22 protein-coding genes and 1 pseudogene are annotated in these 25651 nt (G+C 39.2%); 16 read left to right on the top strand and 7 right to left on the bottom strand.

From position 1 onward, the window contains the following. Positions 1 to 60: 60 nt before the first annotated feature. Positions 61 to 651, bottom strand: a complete 591-nt coding sequence (locus tag J2S78_RS00500; RefSeq protein ID WP_306895265.1) for a TetR/AcrR family transcriptional regulator — start codon at positions 649 to 651, stop codon at positions 61 to 63. 337 nt (positions 652 to 988) lie between these two features. Between J2S78_RS00500 and pta the strand changes: the two genes are divergently transcribed. The 4 genes from pta (at position 989) to J2S78_RS00520 (ending at position 3098) form a co-directional block, all read left to right on the top strand. After that, the gene (pta, locus tag J2S78_RS00505) at positions 989 to 1984 is read left to right on the top strand and encodes a phosphate acetyltransferase (RefSeq protein WP_306895266.1); all 996 of its coding nucleotides are present in this window, start codon (positions 989 to 991) and stop codon (positions 1982 to 1984) included. 136 nt (positions 1985 to 2120) lie between these two features. Further along, the gene (locus J2S78_RS00510) at positions 2121 to 2393 is read left to right on the top strand and encodes a hypothetical protein (protein WP_306895268.1); all 273 of its coding nucleotides are present in this window, start codon (positions 2121 to 2123) and stop codon (positions 2391 to 2393) included. Positions 2394 to 2404: 11 nt separating this feature from the next. Next, entirely contained in the window at positions 2405 to 2707 is a 303-nt protein-coding gene (locus J2S78_RS00515) for a hypothetical protein (RefSeq protein ID WP_306895270.1), read from the top strand. A 175-nt stretch (positions 2708 to 2882) separates the two neighbouring features. After that, positions 2883 to 3098 (top strand): DUF6366 family protein, encoded by a 216-nt coding sequence (locus tag J2S78_RS00520; RefSeq protein WP_306895272.1) that lies wholly within the window; start codon positions 2883 to 2885, stop codon positions 3096 to 3098. A 173-nt stretch (positions 3099 to 3271) separates the two neighbouring features. On the opposite strand, the gene J2S78_RS00525 is transcribed toward J2S78_RS00520, so the two are convergent. Next, positions 3272 to 4120 carry a lipoate--protein ligase family protein gene (locus J2S78_RS00525; protein ID WP_306895274.1) on the bottom strand — a complete coding sequence of 283 codons (849 nt, stop codon included), beginning with the start codon at positions 4118 to 4120 and terminating at the stop codon, positions 3272 to 3274. Positions 4121 to 4379: 259 nt separating this feature from the next. Here J2S78_RS00525 and J2S78_RS00530 point away from each other — a divergent pair, with 259 nt between their 5' ends. The 4 genes from J2S78_RS00530 to J2S78_RS00545 all read left to right on the top strand — a co-directional run bounded on the left by J2S78_RS00530 (position 4380) and on the right by J2S78_RS00545 (position 8251). Continuing rightward, positions 4380 to 5630, top strand: a complete 1251-nt coding sequence (locus J2S78_RS00530) for a dicarboxylate/amino acid:cation symporter (RefSeq protein WP_306895276.1) — start codon at positions 4380 to 4382, stop codon at positions 5628 to 5630. A 135-nt stretch (positions 5631 to 5765) separates the two neighbouring features. Further along, positions 5766 to 7091 (top strand): HD domain-containing protein, encoded by a 1326-nt coding sequence (locus tag J2S78_RS00535; protein ID WP_306895278.1) that lies wholly within the window; start codon positions 5766 to 5768, stop codon positions 7089 to 7091. A gap of 49 nt (positions 7092 to 7140) precedes the next feature. Next, a complete protein-coding gene (locus J2S78_RS00540; protein ID WP_306895281.1) occupies positions 7141 to 7638 on the top strand; it encodes a YwgA family protein in 498 nt (165 codons plus the stop codon). A gap of 52 nt (positions 7639 to 7690) precedes the next feature. Further along, positions 7691 to 8251: a YwhD family protein gene (locus J2S78_RS00545; RefSeq protein ID WP_306895284.1), complete on the top strand. Its 561-nt coding sequence runs from the start codon at positions 7691 to 7693 to the stop codon at positions 8249 to 8251. Positions 8252 to 8422: 171 nt separating this feature from the next. Here the strand turns inward: J2S78_RS00545 and J2S78_RS00550 are convergent, their stop codons facing one another. Next, positions 8423 to 10519: a transglycosylase domain-containing protein gene (locus J2S78_RS00550; RefSeq protein ID WP_306895287.1), complete on the bottom strand. Its 2097-nt coding sequence runs from the start codon at positions 10517 to 10519 to the stop codon at positions 8423 to 8425. A 212-nt stretch (positions 10520 to 10731) separates the two neighbouring features. On the opposite strand from J2S78_RS00550, the gene J2S78_RS00555 reads away from it, so the two are divergent. The 7 genes from J2S78_RS00555 to J2S78_RS00585 all read left to right on the top strand — a co-directional run bounded on the left by J2S78_RS00555 (position 10732) and on the right by J2S78_RS00585 (position 17949). Next, a complete protein-coding gene (locus tag J2S78_RS00555; RefSeq protein ID WP_306895289.1) occupies positions 10732 to 11373 on the top strand; it encodes a glycerol-3-phosphate responsive antiterminator in 642 nt (213 codons plus the stop codon). A gap of 306 nt (positions 11374 to 11679) precedes the next feature. After that, positions 11680 to 12984, top strand: coding sequence for an ABC transporter substrate-binding protein (locus tag J2S78_RS00560; protein ID WP_306895291.1), 1305 nt, complete (start codon positions 11680 to 11682; stop codon positions 12982 to 12984). A 23-nt stretch (positions 12985 to 13007) separates the two neighbouring features. Then, entirely contained in the window at positions 13008 to 14318 is a 1311-nt protein-coding gene (locus tag J2S78_RS00565) for a CehA/McbA family metallohydrolase (protein WP_306895294.1), read from the top strand. A 21-nt stretch (positions 14319 to 14339) separates the two neighbouring features. Further along, positions 14340 to 15422: an ABC transporter ATP-binding protein gene (locus J2S78_RS00570; protein ID WP_306895296.1), complete on the top strand. Its 1083-nt coding sequence runs from the start codon at positions 14340 to 14342 to the stop codon at positions 15420 to 15422. A gap of 1 nt (position 15423) precedes the next feature. Beyond that, entirely contained in the window at positions 15424 to 16293 is an 870-nt protein-coding gene (locus J2S78_RS00575) for a carbohydrate ABC transporter permease (RefSeq protein WP_306895298.1), read from the top strand. A 15-nt stretch (positions 16294 to 16308) separates the two neighbouring features. Continuing rightward, positions 16309 to 17133, top strand: a complete 825-nt coding sequence (locus J2S78_RS00580) for a carbohydrate ABC transporter permease (protein WP_306895300.1) — start codon at positions 16309 to 16311, stop codon at positions 17131 to 17133. Positions 17134 to 17202: 69 nt separating this feature from the next. Next, positions 17203 to 17949: a glycerophosphodiester phosphodiesterase gene (locus tag J2S78_RS00585; protein WP_306895302.1), complete on the top strand. Its 747-nt coding sequence runs from the start codon at positions 17203 to 17205 to the stop codon at positions 17947 to 17949. A gap of 50 nt (positions 17950 to 17999) precedes the next feature. Here J2S78_RS00585 and J2S78_RS00590 read toward each other — a convergent pair whose 3' ends face one another. The 4 genes from J2S78_RS00590 to licT all read right to left on the bottom strand — a co-directional run bounded on the left by J2S78_RS00590 (position 18000) and on the right by licT (position 24687). After that, entirely contained in the window at positions 18000 to 19502 is a 1503-nt protein-coding gene (locus J2S78_RS00590) for a BCCT family transporter (RefSeq protein WP_306895304.1), read from the bottom strand. Positions 19503 to 20326: 824 nt separating this feature from the next. Continuing rightward, positions 20327 to 21793: a glycoside hydrolase family 1 protein gene (locus tag J2S78_RS00595; RefSeq protein ID WP_306895306.1), complete on the bottom strand. Its 1467-nt coding sequence runs from the start codon at positions 21791 to 21793 to the stop codon at positions 20327 to 20329. 22 nt (positions 21794 to 21815) lie between these two features. Then, positions 21816 to 23687 (bottom strand): beta-glucoside-specific PTS transporter subunit IIABC, encoded by a 1872-nt coding sequence (locus tag J2S78_RS00600; RefSeq protein ID WP_306895311.1) that lies wholly within the window; start codon positions 23685 to 23687, stop codon positions 21816 to 21818. Positions 23688 to 23838: 151 nt separating this feature from the next. Further along, complete coding sequence (gene licT / locus J2S78_RS00605; protein WP_125560232.1) at positions 23839 to 24687, bottom strand: BglG family transcription antiterminator LicT; 849 nt, start codon at positions 24685 to 24687, stop codon at positions 23839 to 23841. A 330-nt stretch (positions 24688 to 25017) separates the two neighbouring features. On the opposite strand from licT, the pseudogene msrA reads away from it, so the two are divergent. After that, a pseudogene (gene msrA, locus J2S78_RS00610) lies at positions 25018 to 25596 on the top strand (peptide-methionine (S)-S-oxide reductase MsrA); the annotation flags it as partial. Positions 25597 to 25651 lie beyond the last annotated feature (55 nt).

A 25651-nucleotide genomic window follows, 5' to 3' on the forward strand; every position in this document is an offset into this window, starting at 1 on the left:
TTTTATATCGAATATTCATTATAAAAAAATTTATGTTAATTATATCCATAATAAATAGGTTTATTCAATATATTTTTGAAATAGTCTTACAAATTCTTCTCTTAAGTATTCTACGTTATCTAAAGGTAGTAATTGTTCTTGAAAGGCTAGTCCCATAGCCTGACTCATAACTAGGTGGGATAGAACCGGTTTTGTTTCGGGATGTAGTATGTCTTGCTCGACACCTTCTTCTAAGATTTCCTCTAAAAATGTTCGCAAATGATCAAAAAATTTCGTTATCAGCGGTTGAACTTCTTCATTATACGGGGACTGAGCTATGTAATTAAGCAGAATTAAATAAAAATCAGGGTTTTGTTTTGGCACATCAGCAACTGCTTCCAAGTAGGATTTAAATTTTCCTTCAAAAGCAGTGTGTTTTTCTACTGCTTCTCGAACAGTCTCCTCTGTATCAGAAAAGGACTCCTTTAACACTTGAACAAGTAAATCTTGTTTATTTTTAAAGTAATGATAAATAACACCTGTACTTAACGTGGCGCTTTCTGCAACATCCTTTATTGAAAAATGTCCGAATCCATACTGAAGCATGCAATCTTTTGCCGCAAGAATAATCTGCTGGCGACGTAATGGTTCCATTCCAACTTTTGGACTCATGATAAACACCTCCATTAATAGTATATGTCTATAAAAAGTATAGCATAAAAATGGAAGAGAATGTTTCACGTGAAACAAGTTATAAGTGAATGGTGAAAACGCTTGATTTGCCAACCTTTGCAAACGCATACTGGTTTGAAAATTTCTATTTTTATTACTTTGTGCAAGTGGGTTTATTTTTTGTGAAGAGAAGAGTATGCTTGTGTATGAAAAAAGAGTGACACATTTTCATAAATGAGCTAATGAAAACCAATTTTAAGGTAAAATATATAGACAAGAACACAGACTATCGAACGAATCGTGTAAATGGGAAGTGTGAAAAAAAGGAGGAATGGCTGTGAGCGATCTATTTGAGGTTGTTAAAGGCCAGGTTAAAACAAAGTATCCTTCCATTGTATTTCCGGAAGGTGATGATGATCGAATTATTGAGGCAGCGGCGAAGCTTTCTACTGATCAGATGCTGAAGCCTATTATTGTTGGAAATGAAAAGAAGGTACGGGAAAAGGCAGAATCTTTAGGGGTGTCCTTTAAAGATGTAGCTGTGTATGACCCTGCATCGTATGAAAACTTTGATACGTTAGTGGAGTCATTTGTAGAGCGCCGTAAAGGTAAAGAGACGGATGAAAGCGCCCGTGAAAAACTGCAAAATCCTAATTATTTTGGAACAATGCTTGTATATCTTGGTTATGCAGATGGTTTGGTGAGTGGGGCTGCTCATTCAACAGGAGACACAGTAAGACCAGCCCTTCAAATTATCAAGACAAAACCAGGTATTCAGAAAACATCAGGTGTCTTTATTATGGTGAAAGATGAGAAGAAATTTGTGTTTGCGGATTGCGCGATTAATATTTCCCCAAATGCCGAAGAGCTTGCTGAAATTGCGATTTCGACAGCAGAAACAGCTCAAACTTTTGACATAGATCCAAAAGTAGCCATGTTGAGTTTCTCAACCAAAGGTTCTGCGTCTTCGATGGAAACTCAGAAAGTGTCAGAAGCAACCGAAAAAGCACAAAACGATAGACCGGACCTTGTTGTTGATGGTGAGTTCCAATTTGATGCTGCTTTCGTACCAGCAGTTGCCCATACAAAAGCTCCGGATTCTCCATTGCAAGGAGAGGCCAACGTATTTATTTTCCCTAGCTTGGAATCCGGAAACTTAGGTTATAAGATTGCCCAGCGGCTAGGTGGGTATGATGCCATTGGACCAATACTGCAAGGCTTAAATAAACCAGTGAATGATCTTTCTCGCGGATGCAGTGTTGAAGATGTATATAAACTGGCACTTATTACTGCAAAACAAGCGATTATGGAAAAAGACACAACGAATGTTTAAATAGATGAAATGCAACCGCTCGATGTAATATCGAGCGGTTTTTAAAATAATATGTAATTTCCGCTCCTTCTCTTGTTGTTTACATAAAAAGTATTAAAATGGAAAAGAAATAGATACAGTGGCGGGAGGGAATAGTTTGAAGCTTGCTATACACATTGGATATTTTATTCTCTTTGCGGTTATGACGGCTGCAAGTGCTTTTGCGTTATTTGGTCAAGGGTTTGTAGAGGGAATTGGTATAGTGTCTTTAGGACATATATTTATATTAGGAAGTATATGGACAATTGCTTATGTGCTGCACCTAGTATGTGTTGGTTGGAAAAGCCGTTTGATTCTTTTATTTTTCACCTTGACAGCATTATGTCTGTGGTTCTTGAGAGGGTATCCGATAGTAGAGAGTTTTGTTTAACAGGGGGCTTTATGAGAATATGGAATATTGTCAGTGTCATAGTTGCTGGAATGGTAACGGTCTATGGTTTTTTATTAACATCGATAGTTATGCTGCCGGGTAGTGGAGGCGGAGCTTGGATAGTTATTGTTATAACAAGTGTGATTCTGGTTCTATGGTTCTGGATTCTCTACCGATTTTACAAGCAGAACCATGGACGTCATATGGTTTGGATGACATCTCTTCTATTAACTATACCGGCATGCTTATATGCTGTAGAGATAGCTCTGATTCTTACGAATAGTTCACACGATATATGGGATTGGTTGATATAACTCGTTATCTTCCGTTATTTATTCAATTGTCATGGAGATTAGAATTGTCTCTGTACTTCAATAGATCCCCTTTACGCAGTGTGAAGATAAAGATACTATTTTACGAAAAGGATGAAAATTCAATCGACTTATTTGATAGGGGTAATAAGCAATAGGTTAAAGGGGAGGTATTCACATGAGTGCAAATAAAGAAACGCCTGAAAGACGAAGAGAAAGATTAAGACAAGAAGAATTAAGAAAAAATCCATCAGGTAATATGAAAGATGCTTCTAGTAAAGCAAACAGCAGTGGGCTTGTGGATTTAGTTAACAGTCTCGGTTGGAAAGGGATGGGCATCCTAATTGTTGTCATAATTGTTGGTTATATAATCGCTTCTCTTTTTTTCGGTTAAAAGGATTTTTTTGCATTAATGTTGGAAATGTCTTAGTTAACCCAAGCCAAAACTTCTTCCGTTCGCATGATGCTACGGGTCATCATTTTTTGAAAACACTCCCATGTTGTTCAGAGAAGTCTTCCGATTCGTTGTCAAAACGGCTCACCAAACCGCTCAGACACGTTTTTACTTTAACATTGGTTTGTCCCTTTTTTGATAGCTTTATTATTACGTTCTACAACCCTATCGAAAAAATTTTCAAAGCGAGTGAACTCATGTGGTTGAAGAGAAGAAGACTCGATTATTGCTCCTTCTTTTTGAAACGTTGTGAGCAATCGATATAATATATCATTGATAGACATGGTTTTCCCAAATAGTTCGGTTAAGGACGACATCACCTGAGGTTCAATCTGAGGCGGGGTGAAACGTGTTGCTTCCCCTTTAGAAGCCTCCTGATAGAAACGTTGAAGCACTTTTGCCCGTTCTGCACCGCTCTTTGTAACAGCTAAATAAATTTGAACGGCAGCTCCCCCACGAATTCGTCGTTGTGAAATACCAGCGAATTTTTTACCGCCTATACTCAAATCATAATCACCAGGACAATAAGATCCTTTCACTTCATACGCTTCAATCGTTCCTGGTGCATCTGGGAATATGAGTCGGATTAATTCCCACATGACATCATAGCCGCTATGAATCGAGAATTTTTTATTTTCTTTAAAAATTAAGGATAAGTTAAAAATTCCTTCATCTAACACAACAGCTAATCCCCCGGAGTTTCGGACAATCACACGATATCCTTCTTCTTCAAGGTATTGTATACCTGCAGCTGCATATGGAAGACGAGTGTCTTGAATTCCTAACACAATAGTTGGATGGTGAACCCAGGCCCGCATAATAGAAGCAGACGCCCCTTCTCCAACACTCGCACAAAATGTATCATCGAGCGCAAATGACTGCAGGGGATTAAATTGAAGGCCTGAACTTGAATGATCGACCCAGCGCCACGTTTGGTTCCATAGCATGTTTTTAACATCCATTAGCATTAACTCCGATCGTTCGTGTGATATAGATAACTCATTGATTATAGCATGAAATAAGAAGGGAAAAAATGACTACATATTTTCTATATATCTGTCACTTTTAGCTGTGGTATACTTAATTGTTACAAAGGAGACTTGTATATCCCTGTTATTTCATCTTTTGTTTGCATAGAATATAGTAGTTGAATTTTCTATATTTTGCAAAAGGGGAGGGGATTTTAATTTTAAATACAACAAAGAGAGGAGTTAGAACGACATGAATCAAAATCTAACAAAGAAAATTCTATACGCCTTATTATTTGGTGTGATAACTGGTCTTATTTTAAATTTCGTGCCGGAAAATGTTTTTGGCGGAATTGATAGTTATGTACTAAACCCCGTTGGTGAAATCTTTTTAAACTTAATTACGATGCTCGTTGTTCCGATTGTCTTCATATCTATATCTCTTGGAACAGCCAGTCTAAAAGATCCTGTTCAATTGGGACGAATTGGTGGAAAAACGATTTCATTTTATCTTATTACTACAACGATAGCGCTTGTTATCGGTCTTAGCCTTGCGTATGTCATACAGCCCGGAGCAGAAGGTGCTTTTGACACACAAAATCAGGAATATAATGCAGAAGAAGCTCCTCCGATTATGGACACACTTTTGAACGTTATTCCGGACAACCCGGTGAATGCTATGGCAGAAGCAAATATGCTTCAAATCATTGCTGTTGCGATATTTTTTGGTATTGCTCTTGCGAAACTTGGGGATAAAACAGAAGGGCTTCATAAACTTTTAGAACAAGCGAATGAAGTGATGATGTTTCTAGTAAATGTTGTCATGTATACAGCGCCATATGGTGCCTTTGCCCTCATTGCTTCGTCTGTTGGTGCAGCCGGTGTAAATGGTTTGCAGCAAATGTTGATGTATATGATTACCATTACACTGGGACTTGTTCTTCATGCTGCAATCACGTATGGAATAGCGATTAAAGCTATAGGAAAAGCAAGTCCTGTTCAATTTTTTAAAAACTTTTTCCCTGCCATGGCGGTCGCCTTTAGTACTTCAAGCTCAAGCGGAACATTGCCGGTGTCGATGAGAACCGCCCAAGAAAAATTAGGGATCAGCAAACCGGTCAGCAGTTTCGTACAACCTTTAGGTGCAACGATAAATATGGATGGTACGGCAATTATGCAAGCAGTAGCAACAGTGTTTATTGCTCAAGTATATGGAGGAGACCTTGCCTTTTCCCAACTTGTGATGGTGGTATTAACCGCAACGCTTGCTAGTATTGGGACAGCAGGTGTCCCCGGAGTCGGACTGATTATGCTTGCGATGGTATTACAGCAAGTCGGACTTCCAGTTGAAGGCATTGCAATCGTACTTGGTGTCGACCGATTACTTGATATGCTTCGTACGTCACTGAATATTACTGGGGATGCAGCATGTGCTTATATTATCGATCGTTCTGAACAAAAGAAAGAAAAAGAAAATGATATAGAATCGCCAGAGTCTGTATAAACGAAGCCCGGGATAGAGTTGTTCTCTAATCCTGGGTTTTCGTATTCTTTTGCTTCTTTTGCGGAAGGATTGGTATAATACAGAGTAAATACTAGTTTTGCGGACATAAGCATGACAAGGGAGTGGGCCTGGACTATGGAAGGTAATCGAAAGCTGCAGGAAGAAAAAGTATTCAAAGATCCAGTACATCGGTATATTCACATTCGTGATGAATTGATATGGGACCTTATTGGTACAAGAGAGTTTCAACGCCTGCGTCGCATTCGTCAATTAGGCACGACATTTCTAACATTCCATGGAGCAGAACATACACGATTTAACCATTCTCTGGGCGTTTATGAGATTATGAGACGGATAATTGAAGTATTTGATGGAAGGCCGCACTGGGAAGAAAGTGAACGCTTACTATGCCTTAGTGCTGCTCTTTTACATGATATTGGACATGGCCCATTCTCCCATTCTTTTGAAAAAATGTTTCAAACGGATCATGAATGGTGGACACGAAAAATTATTGTAGAAGATACAGAAGTTAATCAAATATTACGCCGGATGGGGGAAGACTTTCCTCAAAAAGTAGCGGATGTCATTGAAAAAACGTATCCAAATAAGTTGGTTGTAAGCATGATTTCGAGTCAAATTGATGCGGATCGGATGGATTATTTACAACGAGATGCGTATTATACCGGAGTCAGCTATGGTCATTTTGATATGGAAAGAATTTTGAGAGTGATGAGACCTACCGAAGATCAAGCTGTCATTAAATATACGGGGATGCACGCGGTGGAAGATTATATTATGAGCCGTTATCAAATGTATTGGCAAGTATACTTTCATCCAGTCACACGTAGCGCCGAGGTCATTTTAAGTAAGATTTTACAACGAGTTAAAACGTTATATGCAGACGGCTATGCGTTTTCGCAGTCTCCACATCACTTTATCGGTTTTTTTGATGGAACAATTAATTTAGAGCAATATTTGCAATTGGATGAATCGGTAACACTGTACTATTTTCAGATGTGGCAGTTAGAAGATGACCCTGTTTTAAAAGATTTATGCCAGCGTTTTATGAACCGTCGCCTGTTCAAATACGTTGAGTTTGATCAGCAGCTATTATTAAATGAATGGTCCAAGCTACAGGAATTATTTACTAGAGCCGACATTGATCCGGAGTATTACTTGGTTATTGATTCTTCGTCTGATCTCCCGTATGATTTTTATCGTCCTGGAGAAGAGGAAGAACGGATGCCAATTCATTTGTTAATGCCGGACAAACGATTGCGTGAATTATCGAGAGAATCCGACTTAGTAGAAGCTATTTCTGGGAAAAAACGAACAGATCACAAATTATATTACCCAGCCGAATGGCTTGATTCACCAGGACATGAAAAAGAAAAACAACAAATTAAAGATATTTTATTTTCTCAACCAGATAATCAGGAAATGGATTTTCGAGAAGGATAGTTCCTATTGTGATATATAATGGTATGGATTATTGAAGGAGGATCATGTCATGTTGCCTGATCATGCTAGATTATTGGCTTTATTACAAGATGCCGGAGAAATTGTGGGAAGAAAAAAGTGGCAAAAGATGGTGTACATAAGTAAAAAAATGCAGCTGCCCTTGCAGGAAAAATATACTTTTCATATGTATGGTCCGTATTCGGAAGAATTGACCCTTCGTACAGAAGAGCTTTGCAGCCTCGGATTTGTAACAGAAACAAAAGAAAGCAAATCCGGCTATTATCAATATCGTTATCAACTGACAGAAGCGGGGAACACATTTTTAGATACATTTTCTTTAGAATGGCCGCACCAAAAAGCGAAAGAAATTATACAGCGTTTAAATCAGTACAATGCTAAGTTTTTAGAGTTAGTATCGACCATGTTGTATTTTGAAGAACTGTCTAAGGATGAAGTGAAAGAAAAAGTATTTACATTGAAGAAAAGCCAAAACTATAAAGATGTAGATATAGAAGAAGCTTGGACGTTTATTGATTCTTTGAAATAAAGGTTTCAAACACGGTATGATAGAAGGAGAACTTTAAAAAGGAGACGATTCCATGGATCTTTTTGATAAAGATAAAGATGAAAACAAAGGGAACAAGAAGAGAAAAGGCGGCGGTTTTAACATTTTAAGTGGTGATGCCACCGGTGGTGATGGTGGGTATGGAGCTGGTACGTTAAGCTTAGATAATATGACCCCCATCATTGTCGATCCAGGTGAAGATAATGCCTTCATAGATATGGGAGCTCTTCACGCTCGTTCGGCTGTGGAAAAGCGCGTGAAGTTTTCCAATGATAAAGAAGAAGTGCCTTCCCCGAAACTGTATTGGATGGTATGGGTGACAGTGGACCATAGAGACGGTAAACCTCATTATTCCGGTGTTGCCGCTTGTGAGATGTTAGTAGAAGAGTCAGACAACCGCATTCGCAAAGGATACAAAAGTTTGCCGGAGCACGTAAATAACATGGATAAGTCATTAAAGGGCCGTATCATTCTTGAACAGATGGATGACCACTCGAAGTATATACTAGGAGCGTTTCTAAAAGGATTTAATGAGGATTTTTGGAATAATTCAAGTGAAGAGCTGCATCAAACGTTAGATGTCAAGGAAGAATAAGAGCCAGATATAATATTTGACGAAATTATGAACGATTTTTGAACAATTCTAAGATGTATTGTTCTTTCCGTAAAATATCAATACACTAGAAATACACACACGATTCATAGAACTAGGACACTAAAACGTGCAAGGGCGCCCATCCAGCTCCTTGCACGTTTTGGTTTGCCGCTAGGATTGAAACCATTTCTTTAAACGATCAAAAAATTTATCCTCTTGTTCCGGCAAGTCATCTTCTCGTTGATTTTCCTGGTTTTCTGTGTCTTCTGCTTCGTTTTCTATTTCTTCTGTGCAAGATTTTTGTGGTTCCGTCCCCTTTTCAAAAGCCATTGTTTTGGCTGCTCCACACTCTTCTGATCCAAGCAAGCCTGTTTCGGGGTCAATGTCTGCTTGTACGACACCCGGTGGAGGAGTGAAATCCAACTTCAATTTATCTTCCAACCCTTCTCCCATAAATTGTGCCCAAATACGTTTAGATATTTGTCCTTCTTCGGCATGATTCATTTCTCGATTGTCATCATAACCGACCCAAACGGAAGTAATGAGCTGAGGAGAAAAGCCAACCATCCAGCTGTCAAAATCAGTAGAACCGCTTTTACCGGCAAGCGGACGGTCTATTAAATGGGAAACAGACTGACCTGTGACGGATGTATAGCTGCCCATCGATTCATCAAACGTTCCTTGCATCATGTCCGTTACGACGTAGGATTTATCAGGATCAAAGACTTGATCGGTTTGATGTTCTGCCTCCATCAGTACATTTCCGTCTGCATCTGTAATTTTTTCAATAAATGTGGGTTCAATAGCTTCGCCACCATTAGCAAATGGACCATATCCAGCTGCTAAGTCCAACACTTTTATATTTTGTGTCCCAAGAGCAAGGGAAGGGATAGGAGAAAAATCTGCTTCTATTCCCGCTTGTTCTGCTGTTTTAACAAGTGCATCAGGACCAAGATAAAGATGAGTTTTGACAGCAAAGATGTTATCAGAAACAGCAAGCGCTTCGTTCATGGGAATAAAATCATGAGCGTATCTTTCTCCATAGTTTCCAGGTGAATAAGTGTCACCATCTTCATTTATTTCAAAATCTGTCGGTTCGCTGCGAAAAGAAGTGAGCGGAGTGAATCCATCTTCGAGTGCCGCGTAATACAAAAATGGTTTGAACGCAGACCCAGGTGGTCGTGATGCTTCTGTAACACGATTGAATGTACTTTCTTCATAACTTTTCCCACCGACAAGTGCTCGAACAGCTCCATTTTCAGGGTCAATCGCAACGAGTGCCCCTTGGAGTTCAGAGTCTTTAGCAATTTCAAGTCGTACCCATTTTTCTGCTTTTTCTTGAAGGGTGGGATCTAGTGTCGTATATATGTTCAATCCTCCTTGTTCGATTCGTTGCGGATCAATGTCGAGTTCTCTCTCTAATAACTTATCAATATGGTCTTGAAAGTATGGTCCGACTCTGTCATCGGCCAACTGCCCCGGGGGCTCCAATGAAATCGAGGTATTCTCGACTTCTGTTTTTTTAGATGACGTAATCATTCCAGCCTCTTCCATGGAATGAAGAACAATGCTTTGTCTTTCTCGAGCCCGTTCTGGATATGAAAAAGGGGAATAATAAGAAGGCCCCTTTGGCACACCAGCAAGTAAAGTAGCTTCCGCAAGTGATAGTGCTTTCGCTGATTTGTCAAAATAAAGGCGCGATGCAGCTTCAATGCCATAGGCACCATGACCGAAATAAATAGTATTTAAATATCCTTCCAAAATGGTTTCTTTATCATAATGAGCTTCCAATCGAAGGGCATAGTAGGCTTCTTCTAATTTTCGTGACCATGTTTTTTCATGTGATAAGAATAAATTTCTAGCATATTGCTGTGTAATAGTGCTTGCACCCTGGGCTTTTGATAATGTTTTTATATTAGTTGCGGCAGCAGAAGCGATTCTTGAGATATCAAATCCATTATGATCATAAAATTCACGATCTTCCACCGCGATTGTTGCGTCCACAACGTCAGGCGATATCTCATCAAGTGGTGCCCAATAACGTTGCTGTCCGTTATGATGTTCCCCAATGACCGATTGGTCCGCTCCGTAAAAGACGGTCGATTGATCTACTTGAATGGGAGGAGGTTTTAGTAAAAATGCACCGGTTATCGCAATCAGCAGTCCGCTCATACCAAGAATACCGATTAACAAGATGGCTCGAATGAATAGTCGTATCCATCCCGGCCTTCGTTTTCGTCGGCTGCTTCGCTGCATTGCTGTATCCAATTCCTTCCCCTCCTTTTATAGTGAAATGCGTTTGACGACATACATGCTTTTACCATTTTGGGTTATTTTTTCACCTTTTAAACGCAGAATTGCTCTGTTATATGAAATAGCTTTTATCCATAATGTTTGGGAAAGAAACACTATACCTTAATAATTGATTAACAATGCTTGAGTATAATGAAAGCAGCAATAGGAGGGGAGGGGTACGTAAAATGAGAACAGTTCCTGAATATGGATCCTTAAAAGACCGCTTGCACCAACATAAAAAAATAGCAGCTATTAAAAAGCCGAAAGATATAGAAAAGGTTATCGAGTATAGAGATAGAATAAGTGCTGTTTTTCTCGTGACGGGAAATATCATTACCATCAAAAAGTATGTAGAGGAGCTGAGAAAATATGGTTTACCGTCATTTGTTCATATTGAAAAAATAGGAGGATTGAGTTTGGACAAGGATGGGTTGGATTTAGTTGCTCGATATGTTCGGCCCCTAGGCATAGTCACAACGAAACCTAAGCTACTTAATAAAGCAAAAAAAAGGGGATTATTAACGATTCAGCGCGTATTTCTCATTGATTCGGAAGTATATGATCATGTGTGTGAGATAGTGGAAAGTAATTATCCCGATTATATTGAAATTATGCCATCACGTCTGCCGGCGTTAATTAAAGAAATAAGCAAACAAGTAAGCATACCTATCATCACAGGCGGACTTCTCTCAGAAAAAGAACATGCTTTACAAGCATTGGAAAACGGTGCTCAAGCTGTTTCTACTTCCAATCCAAGTGTGTGGAAAGAAGTATTAAATTCCAGTCAAATAGACAAGAAAGAAAATAATATCTTAAGACAAGATTGACATAGAAATAATATTATCTTAATAGTTTTGCTTTACTATATGAATAGAAAAGTAAATAGCAGTCATGGTCGACGCAGAGAGACCGCAATAAATAACGGGGATACCCGTCTGTTTGTTGCGGTTTTTTGTTGTTAGATAGAGAAGTGCAAAATTTTGGCGTCTTCGGGATCCAGCTTCAGCACCCAGCCGCTCGGGGTTTCTTCCCGTGCGACTCCGGCCAGCAGGCTGCCCTGCACGCCCGGTCCAGAACCTGTCGCGGCTTCCCAGGGCGTTTGCGCTTTTCTTAATAAAAAAGGAGGGTTTCATGTGAAACATTTTTTATCAGTGGCTGGCATGTTTGTCATGATGACAGCAATGGCAGCATGTGGAGAAGAAGATGCAGCAAGTGGATCAGGAAGCGGAGAAGGATCAGAAGGAGAGAATAGCGATGAAAAGGTGGAACTGACCTATTGGTATGCCTGGGGCGATAAAATCGGAGAAAATAACGAAAATTTGGTAGAAATGTTTAATGAATCACAAGATGATATTCATGTTACAGCAGAATACCAAGGGACGTATGACGAACTGCATGCAAAAACGCAAGCTGCCTTTGCTGCTGGTGATGCTCCGGAAGTGACTCAGAATGAAATTGCTTCTATAGGAGTATTTGCTAAATCAGGAATGACAGAGGACTTAACTCCTTTTGTTGAAGAAGATGATATTAATATGGACGACTTTAACCCTGGTTTAATGGGAAATTCATATGTTGATGAAAAATTGTATGGACTTCCATATTTACGAAGCACTCCGATTCTTTATTTAAATACGACAATGTTGGAAGAAAAAGGACTTGATCCTTCTGGTCCAGAGACGTGGGATGAATTTGAGGAATATGCTGAAGAGCTCACAGAAGAAGATGCAACTGTAGGAGCAAGTATGCCGATAAACATTTGGATGTATGAAGGCTTTGTGGCGCAAGGAAACGGTCAAATGGTTGCAGACGATGGTGAATCGGTAACATTTAATGAAGAAGCTGGAGTGGAAGCTCTAGACTTTTTACAGGGGTTGTATAAGACTGGCAGCATAAAGATTCCAACTGGTGATGAAGCAGGGGACGTGGCGAAGCAGGATTTTATTAATCAACATTCTGGTATGCATTTTTCTTCCACAGCAGACCTTTCATACTTCATGGAAATGGCAGATGAACAAGGATTTGAACTGGATACGGCATTTATGCCTGCCAATGACACATATGGTGTTCCGACCGGAGGGGCTAATTTAGTTATGACGTCGGAACTGGAAGAAGAAAAGCAAGAAGCCGCTTGGGAATTTATTAAATGGATGACTTCAACCGAGCAAACCGCGTATGCGAGTGAATTTACAGGCTACCTGCCAAGTCGTTTGTCAGCTATTGAGACAGATAAAATCCAATCGTTATATGAAAAACAGCCTCAATTTAAAGTCGCTGTTGATCAACTGGAATATGCCAGACCACGCCCAATGGAAGAAGCTTATCCTGAGATTTCTAATGTGTTAAGTGATGAATTGAATAGAGCAATTTTGGAAGAAGATTTATCAAGTCAAGAGGCATTGGATGGAGCTGCAGATAAAGCAAACTCGTTACTACAATAAAAAATATTTCAAGGAGGAATACTATGAAAACAACTGATTATGAAGTAACGATTGCAACGCATAGCGGCAAGATCGATCATAATCAACCAACTTGGGAAATGACATTTCAAGTACCACCATACATTGGTGAATTACAGCTTCGTATAGCGATAGGGGCAGGGAATAGCCGGCTTGCATTCCAGATTTTTGATCCTATTCGTAATAGAGGATTCTTTGTACCGTGGATTCCTCAAGAATGGAGTAATGATATAACGTTAATGTTAAATGAAAACGAAGCGGAAAGAGGTTTAGAAAAAGGGCCGATTGTAGCTGGTGAGTGGACGGTACATGTGTCTGGTATTCCTGTTAGAGATACATCTTCTTTTGATATGGAAATCATTGGGGTTTGTCAACATCCTGAGTTTGACTACAGCTGGTATAAAGGCGATTTGCATTCTCATACCAATCATACGGACGGCGCACTGTCTTTAGATGGGTTGATTCATACAGCGAAAAGTGCAGAGTTGGATTTCTTATTTTTGACAGATCATAATACGATAAGTGGATTTAGATTAAATCAAAATGAAGATGAATGTTTGGTCATGCGGGGAGTTGAAATTACAACACCGCTTGGTCATGCCAACTTATTTGGCATAAAGACAATGATTGACTGGCGGGTAGATGGAGAGAATAGAACGTTTGATGAAGTAGCAAAAGAAACAAGGCAGCAAGAAGGGTTATTTTCTATTAATCATCCGTTCACCTCTCATTTAAGCTGGAAACAATGGAACATGGATTTAGACTTGGTAGATTGTTTAGAAATTTGGAATAATCCTGGCCATCCCGCCAATGAACAGGCAACAGAAGAAGCCTTACAAAAGTGGGATGAGTTGCTTAATGAAGGATATAGACACACGGGGATTGGGGGAAGTGATTCTGTTCATTATGGATTTAAAGGAGAACATCGTCCTGGATTCCCGTCGACTTATGTATTGGCAGATGGCTTATCCGAACATCATATTTTAAAGGCGTTAAAAGAGCGTCACGTCGTTGTTTCTAAAGGTCCATTTGTCGGGAGTGTTCTTTATTATGAAGAGAAACCTTTTCAAGTCGGTGATATTGTCCCTGTAAACGAAGAAGAGGAAAACGTGATCATCGAAACGAGCACTGCTTTCCACGAATCGAAAGTGTTGCAATGCGTGAAAAACGCAGAGTTATATGAGGAAACAGAAGTATCGTTTGGAAATGAAAGTGTCCTTCAAGTACGTGTAAAAAAAGGAGACTGGATACGAATTCAATTACGAGACGCAGAAGGAAAACTATGTGCATTTGCCAATCCATTTTTCATTGAATAAAGGATTCGAGGTGATGAAGCAATGGCTCAGATAACGTTAAAAAATGTATCAAAGCGGTTTGATGATGAGTATGTCGTAAATAATATGAATCTGACTGTAAAAGATGGATCATTCACGGTGTTGGTTGGCCCTTCTGGTTGTGGTAAATCAACGACTCTTCGAATGATCGCAGGACTGGAACAGGTGTCAGAAGGAGAAATTTGGGTCGATGATGAGTGTGTGAACGATGTTTCTCCGGGAAAACGTGATGTGGCAATGGTTTTTCAAAATTATGCGTTATACCCAACGATGACAGTAAAAGGTAATATTGAATTTGGCTTAACGAACAAAAAAGTTCCGAAAAAGGAAAGGGAATCGTTAATAAATGATATAGCATCCATTGTGGGATTAGAGAATCATCTATATAAAAAACCACAAACTCTTTCAGGAGGCCAGCGTCAACGGGTGGCGCTGGCGAGGGCTATGGTTAAAAAGCCTAAAGTTTTTATCTTAGATGAACCATTATCCAATCTCGATGCAAAATTACGGAGTCAAATGAGAACAGAATTAATACAGCTTCATCAAAGACTAGGAACGACGTTTATTTATGTTACCCATGATCAGGTAGAAGCCATGTCAATGGGAGACGAGATTGTACTACTTAATAAAGGAGAAATTCAGCAAAATGATTCCCCAATGAACGTTTATCATTATCCGGTTAATGTATTTAGTGCTGAATTTATCGGAACCCCAGCGATGAACGTTTTTTTGATGGAAAAAATAATGCCTTATACATCTAATATAGATAAAGATGCTCATTATGTGGGATTTCGCCCGGAGCACGCGGCTATTTTAACCACTCAACCCTATGAAGACTCTCATTGTATAACATTGCAAGGGCAGTTGCTGACAAGGGAGACGTTAGGTTCAGAAACAATCTATCAAATCAAACATAGAGCCGGTAATTTTACAGTCAAAAGCTTTTTGCCACCGTTAGAGGAAAATAATAAAAACGTTTTTGTATCGATTCCGTACGAAAAACTGTATTTTTTTGATGAAAACAAAGAACAAGATCGTGATCACCATTGGAAGCAAGCGAGTTCTTTGACGGTTGAGGGGATGTAATATGATAGGAAAAAAAGCATTTCCTTATGCGATGATCACTCCATCCATGATTGTGTTTTGTTTGTTTTTTATTTATCCGATTGGTTATATGATTTATTTGAGTTTGCACGATTGGAATTTCGTTAGTCCTGTAAAAGACTTTGTCGGTCTATCAAATTTTACGTCGCTGTTTTCGGAACAAGAATTTTTGGAAGTGATGCGCAATTCTCTGGTTTATACGGTGTTGACCGTGACGTTAACAACAGGAACTTCGCTAGGATTGGCTGTTTGGTTAAACAAGCAGGGGATTGTTTATCGATTTGTTCAAGGAGCAATGTTCAGTCCGCATATTATATCGTTAGTATCCATTTCGATGTTGTGGATGTGGTTAATGGATCCGGACTATGGGTTGTTAAATTGGTTTTTAGGATTATTTGGGTTGCCTGAATCGCCTTGGTTAACCGATCCAAGCACATCTTTGTTGTCGTTGGTGCTTGTAGCGGTATGGAAAGGCATTGGATTTAATGCACTTGTCTTTATTGCAGGGTTGCAAAGCATTCCTCGTGATATGTATGAAGCCGCGTCGTTGGATGATGCGACCTGGTTCCGAACATTTTGGAAAATCACATTGCCAATGCTTTCTCCTACTTTGTTTTTTCTTATTATTATAAATGTAATCAGTTCCTTTCAAGTGTTTGAAACGATAGCGATTATGACACAAGGCGGTCCTATTAATTCTACGAACACCTTAGTGTTTTACATTTATGAATATGGTTTTAACTTTTTCAAAATAGGTTATGCTTCAGCAGCGGGTGTCCTATTACTTATCGTCGTAAGTGTAATGACATTCTTTTATTTTAGACTTTTGTCTGTAAAAGTTCATTATCGCTAGGAGGGAGAAGTATAAATGAAGTCCAGGCTTCCTATTAATATAATAAATGGGGCGGGAATGATAATTGTTGTAGTCTTATTCCTCATGCCGTTTGTATGGATGGTTTCCACGTCATTTAAGACGCTTGGAGAAACAATGACCTTTCCTCCTGTTTGGTTTCCTGATCAATTTCTTTGGGAAAATTTTATAAAAGCATGGAATTCAGGTCCATTTCTGCGTTATTTTTTCAACAGTGTCGTGGTCACTTTCGGTATTCTAGTTTTACAGTTTTGTACAATTATTCCGGCTGCGTATGCTTTTGCGAGGTATACATTCAAAGGAGATCGTTTCTTTTTTGGATTAACGATGATTACATTAATGATACCTCCCCAACTTATTTTCCTGCCTGTTTACTTGCAGATGAGCAGCTGGGGACTACTTGATTCACTGTGGGCGCTTATTCTTCCGTTTGCTTCCAGTGCATTTGGTATATTTTTGTTGCGGCAATCATTTAAACAAGTTCCAGAAGAATTGTTAGAAGCAGCCAGACTGGATGAAGCCAGTGAAGGGAAAATCATTCTTAAAATTATGATTCCCATGGCAAAGCCAGTTCTAATTACTTTTGCCCTTTTCAGCTTCATTACTCATTGGAATGATTACTTTTGGCCACTGGTCATGACAACTTCCGATTCTGCCCGAACGTTACCTTTGGGAATTTCTAAGTTAAGAGAAGTAGAAGGCGGCGTGGCTTGGAACATTTTGATGGCAGGTAATATGATTTTGGTTATACCGATACTTATTGTATTCTTTTTTGCGCAGCGGCAAATCATTCGCGCTTTCGTGTATACTGGGGTAAAATAATAAAATAGCATAAGTCCTTAGCTTTCATATAATATAGAGGTAGACTTATAACAAAAGGAGCGGAAGGTTATGGTGAAATGTGTAGCGCATCGAGGCTGGTCTGGAAAAGCACCAGAAAATACGATGGCCGCTTTTGAAATAGCTTTGAACGAACCTAAAGTAGACGGTATCGAGTTGGATGTTCATCTTTCAAAAGATGGCGTACCGATTGTCATTCATGACCATACGGTAGATCGGACGACTAATGGACAGGGTGCGGTGAAAAATTTTACGGCCGAAGAGTTAAAACAGTTGGATGCAGGTTCATGGTATCATGACTCCTTTGCAGGTGAAAAAATACCATTTTTAGAAGAGGTGCTTCAACAAGTCCAAGGCAGCGATAAGCAAATAACGATTGAGATAAAACAACGAAGAAACATGTATAAAGGATTAGAGGAACAGCTTATTCGTATGCTTCGTGAATACCATGTGTTAGATCAAGTGCTGATTGGCTCGTTTGATCATACGTCCGTGAAAAAAATCAATCAAATAGAACCATCTGTAGACACAGGACTGATATTTATGAGCCATCCGACTTTGCTACTTAAACAATTATCTCATACCGGGGCCAATCACGTCATGATGCACCATGAAATGGTAACGAAGAAGCTTGTAGAATTCATTCAAAACAATAATTATTCTATAGGTGTATGGACAGTCGATAAACCGGCTGGAGTGAGAAGGATATATGATATTGATCCTGAACTTCCTATAACGACTAATCGTCCTGATGTGCTATTTCAAACGATAGATGCAACCGTTGAAACAAGTTCATAAAAAATAAAAAATGCTTCACGCCTATTAGTTTTAGCGTGAAGCATTTTTTATTAAGATGTTGATTTTCGTTTATTTCGCGCTCTTTCGTCTCTTACCGTTTTAAAGAAGGAGGCACCCATTAGAAGTACAACAATCGAGAATGGTAATGCCGCTATAATCAAGGTGTTTTGTAGGCCTTGTGTTCCGCCATAATACATAACGGCGGCTGCTACAAGAGAAAGAGCTACACCCCAACTGATTTTTACGATACCGGAAGGATTAATAGATCCAGCTGTAGTTAACATGCCAAGAACAAAGGTCGCTGAGTCGGCAGAAGTGATGAAAAAGATAGCGATCACGACAATGGTCATGAGTGACATGATGAATCCTAACGGATACTCTTGCAAAACAGCGAAGGTTGCCGTTTCCATTGGATAATCTGATATTGTTGCAATTCCGTTCTGTTCTAAATTGAGGGCAGATACACCAAATACCGCAAAGAAAATAAAACAGATGACAGATGGTACAAACAGAACGCCAAGCATAAATTCTTTTATCGTACGCCCTTTTGAAATTCTGGCAATAAAGATTCCGACAAATGGGGACCAAGAAATCCACCAAGCCCAATAAAAGATAGTCCAACCATTAATCCATGTACGGCTATCGTTATCTAAAGGGGCACTTCGGAAGCTCATATTGAAAAAGTTAGAAATATAATTTCCGGTTGTGCTTGTAAACATGTCCAAGATGTAAATCGTGGGACCTACAATTAATAAAGTGATTAATAAAATAAAAGCCAACCACATGTTAATATTACTAAGATGTTTAATCCCTTTACTCACACCAGACCAAGCAGAAATAATAAACAATATCGTCGCTACGACTAATATAATTACTTGAACGACGAAGGTATTTGGGGTATTGAAAAGGAAGGCCAGTCCTTCATTGATTTGTGCGGTACCGAATCCAAGTGTTGATGCTACCCCAACGACGGTTGCAAACACAGCAAGAGAATCGATGAGAGTTCCCGGAATACCGCGCATACTTTTTTCGCCGAATAAGGGTACAAGGGTTGAACTAATTAACCCTGGATAGCCTCTATGAAATTTAAAATAAGCTAGAACAAGGGCTACTACAGCGTAAACAGCCCAAGCGTGAATACCCCAGTGAAAGAAAGAATACTGTAAAGATTCCTGAATTGCTTGATCTGAACCAAGTTCCGCTTCAGGACTACTTTTGAACGCGTGAGAGATGGGTTCCGCCGTTGTCCAGAAAACCATTCCCATCCCCATCCCGGCACTAAACAGCATCGCAAACCAGGTAGGCAGACTAAATTCTGGCTGTGCATCTGATTTTCCTAATTTAATATTACCGTAAGGAGAAAAAATCATATAAACACAAAAAACTAGCATAAAAACAACGATAATTAAATAATACCACCCAAATGTGGAAGAAAATGTTGATGTCAAAAAATTCGTGGTAGATTCTAATTGTTCAGGAGATGTAGCGCCCCATATGACTAGGACTGCACAGATGGCGATAGAAATCCAAAATACATAAGTTACATTTTTCACATTTTCACCTCTTTACTTCTGTTAAAAATAAACTACTTTTGGTTTTTATCTAAAAATGTAGAAATGATGGCGCTTTGTATGTTTTGTTTGAAATTTATTGGTTATGGGTCAACCTAACTTTCATTGCATATGTGCACGTTTTGAGCGCCGGTCAAAAACGCGTTTCGGAATTATAGGAGATACGAACGTTTGCATAGCCACTCGAAGTGCTAACGTAGTTGAGATAATGCAGAAGTTTCTTAACGTTCAATATTTCCCTATATGTTTCAATGGGGGATTTTAAAAGATAAACATCCTTTCTTTTTGGTTTTGTTTTATGTAGTTTGTAAAACCAATAGTTTACATAGTAATAATAATCATTAAATTTTTCAACACCCGTAAAGAGTGAATACAAGTAAAAGAATGCTGTAAAACGCTTATGGAAGGATATTAAACTATTTAAAAAAATTAATTTATTTCTAAATAAGTTTTGTTTTAGGGTGTATATTTAGCAAAAATGTATGTATGTGCAAGCACGGATGAGGTCTTTGTTAAAAGAAAAATATATTTAATATATTTAAATAATGAGGGTACAAAGAGTAAGGGGGAGAGGGGATATGTTACTGATTCTTTCGTCTTGAGACGGAATTCTATTGCATTTTATAATGTTTCACGTGAAACATTTTTAATCGTATGAGCTGCAGGTCACTCAGCGTGGATTCTCTCCACTTCCACAATCTCTGCTTTTGAAGGGGGTGACGACTTTTCTCTCCAGCCTACAAAATAAGAGAACCGGAAAGAACCGGTTCTCTTGAAGTTACAGATGTACAGTATAAACACTCATTTTATGCTAAGTCTTCTCCATTCGATGCAATCACTTTTTGGTACCAGTAGAAACTGTCTTTTTTTGAACGTTTTAAACTGCCATTACCATAATCGTCTTGATCGACGTAGATAAAACCATAGCGTTTGGACATTTCGGAAGTGGAGAAGCTAACAAGGTCTATCGGTCCCCATGTAGTGTATCCCCATAAGTCAACGCCGTCTCCAATTGCTTCTTTCATTTGTTCAATGTGGCTACGTAAATAATCCATACGATATGGATCATGGACACTTCCATCTTCTTCGACTTTATCAAAAGCGCCAAGTCCGTTCTCGACAATAAATAATGGTTTTTCATAACGTTCATGGAACATATTAAGCAACGTACGGAGGCCGACAGGGTCAATTTGCCAACCCCAGTCTGATGCTTCTAAATAAGGATTTTTTAAGTTAGACAATAGATTTCCGCCGGCTTTTTCTCCACCTTGTTCCGGCCGTGCGGATACCCCAGACATGTAATAGCTGAAAGGAATGTAATCTACAGTGTTATCCCGCAATAATTTTTCATCACCAATTTCCATGTTTACGTGAATATTATTTTCTGCAAAGAAACGCTTCATGTAGGATGGATAAGCTCCACGGGTGAAAACATCTGTAAAGAAAAAGGTTTTATGCATATCCTGATGTGCAGCGAATGCATCTTCGGGATGCGGACTCATTGGATAGTTAATCATACCGATAACCATGCAGCCAATTTGTGCGTCCGGAATGATTTCGTGACAAGCTTTAATAGCTTTCGCATTCGCAACGAGCTGGTGATGTGCCGTTTGATATTTAGCTTCGAGTAACTTTCCTTCTGGAACGAAGTCTTGAACAAGACCCGTTCCAATGTAAGGAGCCATGAGCAAAGAATTAATTTCATTAAATGTAATCCAATATTTCACTTTGTCCTTATACCGATGGAAAACGGTTTTGGCATAATGAGCAAAATAGTCCACTACTTCACGACTGTAAAAGCCGCCGTATTCTTTAGAGAGATGCAATGGAATTTCATAGTGAGAAAGAGTTACAAGCGGCTCGATTCCATGTTTTTTCATTTCATCAAAGACACGATCGTAAAAAGCAAGCCCTTCTTCATTTGGTTCTGTTTCTGTACCATTCGGAAAGATACGAGCCCAACCGATAGAAATCCGGAATGTCTTAAATCCAAGTTCTTTTAATAACGCAATGTCTTCCTTGTAATTGTGATAAAAGTCAATCCCGAAACGTTTTGGAAATACGCGGTTTTCGTCTGTCTTTAATATATTGTTAATCTCATCAATACTCGGAAAAGGAATTTTCATGCTCGTCCTATCTTCCGGTTCTACGAATTCTACGACATCTGCGGTAGAAAGTCCTTTTCCTCCCAGGTTGTAAGCTCCTTCTACCTGGTTGGCAGAAGTAGCCCCTCCCCATAAAAATCCTTGTGGGAATTTAGCTTGAAATGTCATTAACATTCACTCTCCTTTATTATTATTGCACAATAGAAATAATCGAATCGCCTACTTGTACGTTACCGTCATTGCTGCTAAGGATATCAAGATAGTCTCCGGTATTTGTAACAACAACAGGTGTTGAAATGTCATAGCCAGCGTCTTTAATCCCTTTTATATCAAATTCTACCAGCAATTGTCCTTTCTCGACTTTATCTCCTTGGTCCACGTATGTGGTGAAAAACTTTCCATCCAATTGTACCGTATTCAAGCCAATATGGAGTAGTATTTCGGCTTCACCATCTGTTGTAACTCCAATAGCATGTTTAGTAGGGAATACGGTACTAACGGTTCCATCAGCAGGAGCAAACAGTTTACCTTCTGTTGGAATCATTGCAACTCCTTTACCCAAAGCTTCAGAAGCAAATGCTGCATCGTTCACTTCACTCAACGGAATGATAGCTCCTTGCAATGGGCTTGTTAACGTTTGTTGGCTTTCCGTTACAGTCGTATTTGTTGATTTAGCAGTTGGTTCCGATGGAGATGACGTTTCGTTTTCTTGTTCGTCCTTATAACCAAATAGGAACGTTAAAATAGCTGCCAAGAAGAAAGAAATCGCAATAGCGATGCAGAATAATGTAAAACCTTCGCCAAAGTAAACCGGTAATGTTGTTAGTCCTGGAAGAGCGACAGCTAGTGCTGAAGCACCTGATAGACCTACAATGGCACCACCGATACCACCGGCAACTGCACCTAATATAAATGGTTTTTTATAACGCAAGGTCACCCCGTAAATGGCGGGTTCTGTTATCCCGAATAGACCGGAAATAGTTGCTGGGCCAGCGATAGCTTTCACTTTTGTTTGTCTTGATTTTAACCAAACTCCAAGGGCAGATCCCGCTTGAGCAAAAACAGCTGGTGCAATAATAGCAGAAAAAGTATCGACACCATGTATAGTAAGGTTATTAATCCCAATTGGAACGAATCCCCAATGTAGTCCAAAAATAACTAATGGTTGCCAAAATACACCCATAAAGATACCGGCTATCATTGGACTTCCGTCATAGATGAAAGAATATCCATCTGCTAACCAGCCACTGACTACAGTGCCAACAGGACCGAACACGATAAGAGTTAACGGAACCATAACCACTAACAAAATAAGTGGGGTGAAAAACATTTTAATACTGGAGTGTAGCCAATTATTTAAGCCAGCTTGAAACTTCGACATCACATAAACAGACAGAATGATTGGAATAACGGTTGTTGAATAATCCGTCAAAATGACTGGAATTCCAAAAAAGTCGGTTGTTCCTTGCTCTTCACCAAACGTTACAAGATCAGGGTAAAAGAGGGCCCCGGCTATAACTACTGCAACATAAGGATCGGCACCGAATTTCCTTGCTGATGTGATGGCAAGCAATATAGGTAAAAAGTAAAACAGACTGTCAGAAGCAGCATTTAAAATTTGATATGTGCCACTTTCAGGTACAAGCAATCCAGTTGATTCAAATACGGCGATAAGCCCTTTAAATATACCAGCACCGGCGAGAGCACCTAGTAATGGAGTGAAAATTGCTGCAATGATATCAATCGCACGGTTAAATAAATTGCCTTTATCACCGCCGTTATCATTATTTTCACCGCCATCTTCGTCTCCTAAACTGGTTGACTTTGTGATTTCTCGGTAGACGTCGGCGACATCATTACCGATAACGACTTGAAACTGACCTCCGCTTTCTACGACTTGAATGACACCATCAAGGTCATCGACAGCTTGTTTGTCCGCTTGATCTCGATCATTTAATTTGAAGCGGAGCCTCGTTGCACAGTGGACGACAGATTGTACATTATCCTCTCCGCCAACGTGCTCGATTATCTCATTGGCGAGATTCGAAAAATCTTTTTTCATCTTTATCCTACCCCTTTCGATATAATATTAAGGCTGTTATATATAAAAAACCTGAGCTGACTTAGTGCAGAAAAAGGGATATCCCTCTTTCCACATCTAGTTCAACTCAGGTTTTGCCTGCTACCCAGTTACAATCCCAATGATTGACCTATTATTCCATTGCCCGGGCCGCAACCCGGTGAATATGAACAGTAAGATATATCATTTCGTCTTTAGAAATGGTCCAATCATACGTTTTTTCTACGTAAGCCGCCATTTTTTGACTACAAACATATGCTTCATGATATTGCTCTTTTACTTGATTAAATAGAAAGTCATCTCCTGTTTCATAGCTTGTCGACTCGTTTCTAATTAAACGCCAGGCAAAGAAGCGGAGATGGGTCAAAAACCGCTCATAGTTCAATGAATTCTCATCCAACTCCATGTGAAAATGGTACTTCACAATGCTGAGAAGATCATTCACAATGTTAACGACTTGAACAATGGATTCGAATTTCTCACCAGACATTTGACTATTGACAAGATGCAGGGTGATGGAGGCCGCTTCATCTTCTTCCAACGCATAGCCTGTTTCTTCATAAATAATATCAAGCGCTTTCAAGGATACGTTAAATTCATTGCGGTAATACTTTTTAATCTCCCAGGATAGGGCATTTTGTAACTGTAAGCCTTGCTTATGACGATGAAGCGCAAACCCTAAATGGTCGGTGAGTGCGATATAAAGATAGTCATCGAGCTTGACACCCAGTTCTTGTTTTGCCATGGAAATGATACGTTCAGAAATAACAAGATATTGTTCTGGAATTTCTTTTAGTAACTCAGCTAACTTTTCAGAAACGGCATGATTTTCCAGAATAAATGTTTTTTCCACTTTTGCATCATCAACCACATCCCCAGGTCGTTGTTGAAACGCAAGCCCTCTGCCCATGACAACCATTTCCTGTTGCTGATCATTTTCCGTTAAGATGACATTGTTATTAAATATCTTTTTAATCTCCATAAAAATCGTCCTTGTCCTCTTTTTAGATTCTGGAAAATAAAAAAACCTAAACTTCCTCATAAAAACCATACAGGTATCATGAAAAAATTTAGGTTTTGCCTGCTAAACAGTTACAATCCTAAGAATTATTTTTGTAAGCGGTTATTTATATTTTTATCACATGCCTATAGTCCTGTCAATAAAATTGAATAATTTTGCGAAAAAATTAGTTCTACTCTACACTGAAGGAAAGATTTTAAAGAGGAGGAGTAAAAGATGGAACGAAATATCGGTTCGATGAACATGGGCACGGAGACGGCAACCTTTGGCTTAGGATGATTCTGGGGGCCAGATGCTCAGTTTGGGCAGTTACAAGGCGTTGTGCGTACTCGTGTTGGTTACACAGGCGGTAAAAAAAGCAATCCAACGTATCGGAACATGGGCGATCATACCGAGACGATTCAAATAGATTTTGATCCAGAAATAATCACCTATGAAGAATTATTGGATATATTTTGGGAAAGTCATAATCCTACGAGTAAAATTATTTTCCGCGATCGGCAATATATGTCACTTCTTATGTATCATGATGATTCTCAGAAACAGATGGCTTTAGCATCGAAACGAAAGTGGGAAGAAACACTAGGAAAGAAAATACAAACAGAATTTGTTCCGGATGCAGCATTTTATCCTGCCGAAGATTATCATCAAAAGTATTTCCTGAAACGGTTTAAAAAAGTAACCGCTGCGTTGCATACCTTGTACCCAACCGAAAAAAAGCTAAGAGATGCGACTGTTGTGGCAAGGTTAAACGGTTTTGTGCGAGGGCGCGGTTCTATGGAAGCATTGAAAAATGAAATAAGTAAATGGGGTTGGAGCGAAAAGGAAGAAAAAGAGACTTTTGATGTTCTCAACTCTCTTCGCTGGTAAAAACCCAATTCTTATATCCTGGTGGAAATGTGACTGTTCCATCAGGATATTTGTA

The organism is Salibacterium salarium, assembly GCF_030813635.1.
Lineage (GTDB): Bacteria > Bacillota > Bacilli > Bacillales > Marinococcaceae > Salibacterium > Salibacterium salarium.